At 36.8% G+C, this 1,786-nt stretch carries 2 protein-coding genes; both read right to left on the bottom strand.

Annotated features, from left to right (window positions below; genetic code table 11):
* Positions 1 to 475: 475 nt before the first annotated feature.
* The gene (locus RM529_RS17140) at positions 476 to 736 is read right to left on the bottom strand and encodes a tyrosine-type recombinase/integrase (protein WP_311485967.1); all 261 of its coding nucleotides are present in this window, start codon (positions 734 to 736) and stop codon (positions 476 to 478) included.
* 8 nt (positions 737 to 744) lie between these two features.
* A partial coding sequence (locus RM529_RS17135) for a phage integrase SAM-like domain-containing protein (protein WP_311485966.1) occupies positions 745 to 1,786 on the bottom strand: 1,042 nt, incomplete at its 5' end.

The following is a 1,786-nucleotide window of genomic DNA, read 5'->3' as shown; positions in this document are numbered from 1 at the left end:
TTTGTTGCTGATACAGTTTCAACATTTGGAATTGATAAGGCCTTATAAAAGGGAGGCACGACCGGTTATGCAGTCCGTTCAACTTCCAAATGTTGGTATTTTGCTGGCATAAAAAGGTAATAACCGCGATGGTGCGGAGGTAAGTCTAAAAGCTTTTGTGAAGTACAATAAACATAGGAAGCTGCACCAAATGATTAAATGGAATTCGGGTTTAGGCGGACGTCTCCACAATTTTGGGTGAGAATGCAGTCTTCCGACTTTACTCAGGACAAGTTTGCCGATCCGGTGTATCGGATCGGGCAGCGAAATAAAAAAATTGAGGAGGATGTCCAAGACAATTAAGGGAAGCTCTTTTCCCAAATGAAGCTTTCCGCGGAATGCAGGGGAATGTGCAGACCGGAATGAACAGTTCGTTATATTGAATTTAAAAAAGTTCACTAAAATATTAACTTATAAAAGCAATCTTTTAAATTTTTCATGCCGTTCCCTTCTTATTTCTAGACTCCATATTTAAATCATTCAATCTAGCTCTCAACAATTTCATATCACCAGATAATTTTTGTTCTAAGACTTTCGCATAAATCTGGGTTGTAGCAAGTTTAGAATGTCCGAGTAATTTAGATACCGTTTCAATTGGAACTCCATTAGAAAGTGTCACTGTCGTGGCAAAAGTATGTCTTGCTGCATGAAAAGAAAGTCTCTTCTTGATTTTGAGTTCAGTAGCGATTTCTTTCAAATACTCATTTATCTTCTGGTTTGAAAATACAGGCAGCAACTTATCCTGACCATGAAATTCCTGATCATATTTTTCAAAATTTTCAAAGGTTTTTCCAGCAATGGGATCTTTAAAGGTTCATCAGTCTTTTCTCTCTTTGAAAAAATCCAATAATCACCATCAATCCCTCTCACAATATGATTATCGCTTAAAAGTTTTACATCTATATAAGACAAGCCGGTATAGCAAGCAAAGACAAATATATCCCTAGTTTTTTGGTGTATCTCTTTAGGAAGCTCAGCAGATTCAAGAATTTCAAGTTCAGTTTGGGATAAAAATGTGCGTTCATGCTTTTTGAACTTTAAAGAGAATCTCAAAAAAGGATCTTTTTCAATCCATTCCCATCGAAGAGCTAGCTTCGTCAGCTTCTTTAAGCGCTCCACATGCTTCATCACCCCGTTGTTACGAAGCGGTTGTGCATCATTAATAGATTTCCCATTACGAAGAAATTGCTCAAAGTCAATGATAAATTTATAGGATAGTTGTTTTAGAAAGATATCATTGGTTTTTAATTTAATCTTTAGGTATCGTTTAATATAGCGTTCCGTGGTGAAATAATTTTTTAAGGTTCCGTGTTTCAGTATTGAAACCATATTCTTATTATGATAAGAAACCAATTGAAGCAAAGTTTTATGTTGTTCGTCCTCCCCGAGATACCTTGCTTTAATGGCCTGAGCTGTCACGTATTTGGATTCGGCTAGAAGTTGTTTATGACAGGTTAATAAATCGGCATAGACCTGGTCTAAATAGGCATTCAGGGCTTTCCCAGCCGGAACCCTCCAATTCGCACGTTTGGAACGGGTATCCCAGTAGGTAACCGATATAGAGCGTTTTAAACTGATTTCAGCACGTTTTCCATCAACCGTAATTCGGGCATAAATTGGTGCTAAATCATTCTTTTTTTTAACTGAATTAAGCCAAAAATGAATATTAAAAGTTTTTGAAGTCTGCATAGCCTCTCGCTTTAAGTGAATAATCGATTTGTTTACGAAAGTCAAATCGCTGCGAAAG

Source organism: Autumnicola edwardsiae (assembly GCF_031846505.1).
GTDB lineage: Bacteria > Bacteroidota > Bacteroidia > Flavobacteriales > Flavobacteriaceae > Autumnicola > Autumnicola edwardsiae.
The sequence above is the reverse complement of the archived record's forward strand: the minus strand, read 5'-3'. Positions and strand labels throughout refer to the sequence as shown.